Below are 3,747 nucleotides of genomic sequence, written 5' to 3'. Positions count from 1 at the left end.
GCGTGGTGGCGCAGGACGGCGCCCTCTTCCCGCATCTCACCATCGCCGACAACATCGGCTTCGGCATGCCCCGAAGCGCCGAGAAGCGCGCCGAGCACATTGTCGAGCTCGCCTATATCGTCGGGCTGGACAAGGCGATCCTGAAGCGCCGTCCGCACGAGCTTTCCGGCGGCCAGCAGCAGCGTGTCGCGCTTGCCCGCGCCATGGCGATGAAACCCCGGCTGATGCTCCTCGACGAGCCGTTCTCGGCGCTCGACACCGGCCTGCGCGCCTCGATGCGCAAGGCTGTGGCCGAGCTTCTGGAGGATGCGGGCATCACCACCATCCTGGTCACCCATGATCAGGCGGAGGCGCTGTCCTTCGCCAGCCAGGTGGCCGTCATGCGCGACGGCCTGTTCTCGCAGGTCGGCACGCCGCGCGAACTCTACTTCCAGCCCAGGGACAGGATGGTTGCCGAGTTCCTCGGCGACGCCATCATCGTGCCGGCCAAGATCGCCGACGGCTTTGCCATATCGCCGCTCGGCCGCATCGCGGTCGACATCACCGAGCGGCGCGACGTCGCCCGTATCATGCTCAGGCCCGAGCAAGTGGTGCTTAAACGAACCTCCCGCGAAGGCATGTCGGGGACGCCGGACATGCTGTTCGGCGAGGTGACGGACTCCGAATTCGCCGGCTCGGTCTGCACCATCGCCGTGCGGCTGCTCAACAGCCCGGATCCGCCGGATGCGGCCGCGATCGGCAACACACCGCTCATCCTGCGCAAGACCGGCATGGACGTGCCGGAGGTCGGCGAGATCGTGCGCCTCACCGTGACCGGCAAGGCGCATGTGTTTGCCTGAAGCTGGGTCAAGAGGAGGGGCTTGTGCTGTCGAGGCGCCTGCCGCCCCGATCGAACCAGTGCAACTTCTCGGCTGTGGCGGTGATGCGCAACTTGTCGCCGGGCTTTGCCGCCGTGCGGCCGCCAACCCGTATCACGATACGATTGCCGGCAGCCGAGCAGTGCAGGAAGGTTTCCGCGCCGACCGGCTCCACGGCCTCGACCGTTGCGGACAGCATCAGCGCCCCGGATCGGTCCTCGGCATCGGCGACGAGTTCGGCGTCCTCGGGCCTGAAGCCTAGCATTGCCGCCTGCCCGCCGGGCGGGGCAAGCCCAAGCAACTTTCCTTCCAGCTCATTTGCAGAACTTTCTGTGCTCAGTGAGAGCAGGTTCATCGGCGGCGCGCCAATGAAGGACGCGACGAATGTCGAGGCCGGCTTCTCGTAAATGTCGAGAGGAGCGCCGATCTGCTCGACCAGCCCGGCATTCATGACGACAAGCATGTCGGCTAGCGTCATCGCCTCGAGCTGGTCGTGGGTGACATAGACCGAAGTGACGCCGAGCCTGCGCTGCAGGCTCTTGATTTCGACCCGCATCTGGCCGCGCAGCTTGGCGTCGAGGTTGGAGAGCGGTTCGTCGAACAGGAAGACTTTCGGATTGCGCACGATCGCCCGGCCCATGGCGACGCGCTGTCGCTGGCCGCCGGAAAGCTCGCGTGGGCGCCGGTCGAGCAGTCCCGACAATTCCAGCACCTTGGCGGTCGAACGCACTCTGCTGTCGACCTCGGCCTTCGGCGTGCCCCGATTGCGCAGGCCATAGGCCATGTTGTCGTAGACCGTCATATGCGGGTAGAGCGCGTAATTCTGGAAGACCATGGCAATGTCGCGTTCGGTCGGACCGACGGCATTGACGATCTTGCCGTCGATCGCAACCGTTCCGGACGAGATGGTCTCGAGTCCGGCGATCATCCTGAGCAACGTCGATTTGCCGCAGCCGGAGGGACCGACCAGCACGCAAAGCTGCTTGTCCGGAATGGCGATGGAAACGCCTTTCACGGCCTCGACGCCGCCGGCATAGACCTTCCTCACATCATTGAGATCAACCGTCGCCATCGCTCCTCACTTCTCGGATTCGACCAGGCCGCGCACGAACCAGCGCTGCATCAGCACCACGACAAGGATCGGCGGCACGATGGCCAGCATCGCGGTGACCATCACAAGGTGCCACTGGGTATCGGCATCGGCGAAGGAAACCATCTTTTTCAGCGCAATGACGATGGTGTTCATGTCGTTGCTGTTGGTGACCAGCAGCGGCCACAGATATTGCGTCCAGCCATAGATGAAGAGGATGACGAACAGCGCCGCGATGTTGGTGCGCGACAGCGGCAGGAGGATGTCGAAGAAGAAGCGCCACGGCCCGGCGCCATCGACGCGCGCCGCCTCGACGAGCTCGCCCGGGATGGTCATGAAGAACTGTCTGAACAATAGCGTGGCCGTGGCCGAGGCGATCAGCGGAATGATCAGACCGGCATAGGTGTCGATCATGCCGAGATCGACCATCACCTTGTAGGTCGGCAGGATGCGGACCTCGACGGGCAGCATCAGAGTGATGAAGATCAGCCAGAAGAAGGTCATGCGCAGCGGGAAACGAAAGAACACGATGGCATAAGCCGACAGGATCGAGATGAAGATCTTTCCGGCCGCGACGCCGAGCGCCATGACCGTCGTGTTGAGAAGCAGCCTGCCGACGCTGACGCCGCCGATGCGCCCGACACCGCCGAACAACGCCTCGCTGTAATTGTTCCAGAGCTGGTCACCGGGCAGCAGCGGCAGGGGCGGCTTGAGGATCGTCTGCAGCGTCTGTGTCGAGGCCACGAATGTGTAGTAGATGGGAAATGCAACGATCAAAATGCCGAGAATGAGAGCGGCATGGGCGATCAGGACACGCAACGGGGACTGGCCGATCATCGCTTGCCTCAGCCGTAGTGGACTTTGCGTTCCACATAGCGGAACTGGATGGCGGTGAGCGCGATGACGATGACCATCAGGATCACCGACTGCGCCGCCGAGTCGCCGAGGATCAGGTTGACGAAGCCGTCATTGTAGACCTTGTAGACCAGCGTCTCGGTGGTCTTGCCCGGTCCGCCGCCGGTGACGGCATGGACGATGCCGAACGTGTCGAACAGGGCATAGACAGTGTTGACGACCAGCAGGAAGAAGGTCGTCGGCGCGAGCAGCGGGAAGATGATGGTCCAGAAACGCTTGGTCTCGCGGGCGCCGTCGATCGCCGCCGCCTCGATCAGCGTCTTCGGCACCGCCTGCAGCCCGGCGACGAAGAACAGGAAATTGTAGCTGATCTGCTTCCAAGCGGCGGCGGAAACCAAAAGGATCATGGCGTGACTGCCGTTGAGCAACGGGTCCCAGGCTATACCGAGACTTCTCAGCACGTAGGATAGCGAGCCGATCGAAGGGTTGAACAGGAACAGCCACAACATGCCGGCGATCGCCGGCGCCACCGCATAGGGCCAGATCATCAGCGTGCGGTAGAGCGCTTTCCCGCGCACCACTTTTTCCGCCATTACGGCGAGCAGCAACGCCACGGCCATGGCCATGATTGCGGTGGCAAGCGAAAATACCACCGTTACCTTGATCGAGTTGAGATAGGCCGGGTCGGCAAGCACTTTGCGGAAATTGGCAAACCAGACGAACTTGCTCTTCAGCCCGAATGGATCCTGCCTGAGCATGGACTGGTAGAGCGCCTGCCCGGCCGGCCAGTAGAAGAAAACCAGTGTTATGGCGAGTTGCGGCGCCACAAGCAGGTAAGGCAGAACTTTGTGGGGGAAAACGACGCGCGGGGTCAGCTTGGTTTCCTCGTCAAGCAAGGATCGCCCGCGCGGATCCGCGCGGGCGACGTTTCATCTCGGCCAGGTC

At 63.0% G+C, this 3,747-nt stretch carries 4 protein-coding genes; 1 reads left to right on the top strand and 3 read right to left on the bottom strand.

Annotated elements, in window-relative coordinates:
- On the top strand, positions 1-839 hold an 839-nt coding region (locus EOA32_RS34605; RefSeq protein WP_145971457.1), incomplete at its 5' end, for an ABC transporter ATP-binding protein.
- 7 nt (positions 840-846) lie between these two features.
- On the opposite strand, the gene EOA32_RS34600 is transcribed toward EOA32_RS34605, so the two are convergent.
- From EOA32_RS34600 to ugpA, 3 genes are read right to left on the bottom strand one after another with little or no spacing between them, the layout of a single operon-like run.
- On the bottom strand, positions 847-1,929 hold the full coding sequence (locus EOA32_RS34600; protein WP_128374093.1) for a sn-glycerol-3-phosphate import ATP-binding protein UgpC: 1,083 nt from the start codon (positions 1,927-1,929) through the stop codon (positions 847-849).
- Between the two features lie 6 nt (positions 1,930-1,935).
- On the bottom strand, positions 1,936-2,784 hold the full coding sequence (ugpE, locus tag EOA32_RS34595) for a sn-glycerol-3-phosphate ABC transporter permease UgpE (RefSeq protein ID WP_128374092.1): 849 nt from the start codon (positions 2,782-2,784) through the stop codon (positions 1,936-1,938).
- An 8-nt stretch (positions 2,785-2,792) separates the two neighbouring features.
- A complete protein-coding gene (ugpA, locus tag EOA32_RS34590; RefSeq protein ID WP_128374094.1) occupies positions 2,793-3,677 on the bottom strand; it encodes a sn-glycerol-3-phosphate ABC transporter permease UgpA in 885 nt (294 codons plus the stop codon).
- Between the last annotated feature and the right edge of the window lie 70 nt (positions 3,678-3,747).

Origin of the sequence: Mesorhizobium sp. M1A.F.Ca.ET.072.01.1.1 (assembly GCF_004023325.1) — a bacterium.
Taxonomy (GTDB): Bacteria; Pseudomonadota; Alphaproteobacteria; order Rhizobiales; family Rhizobiaceae; genus Mesorhizobium.
This window is presented reverse-complemented; position numbering and strand designations above follow the sequence as displayed.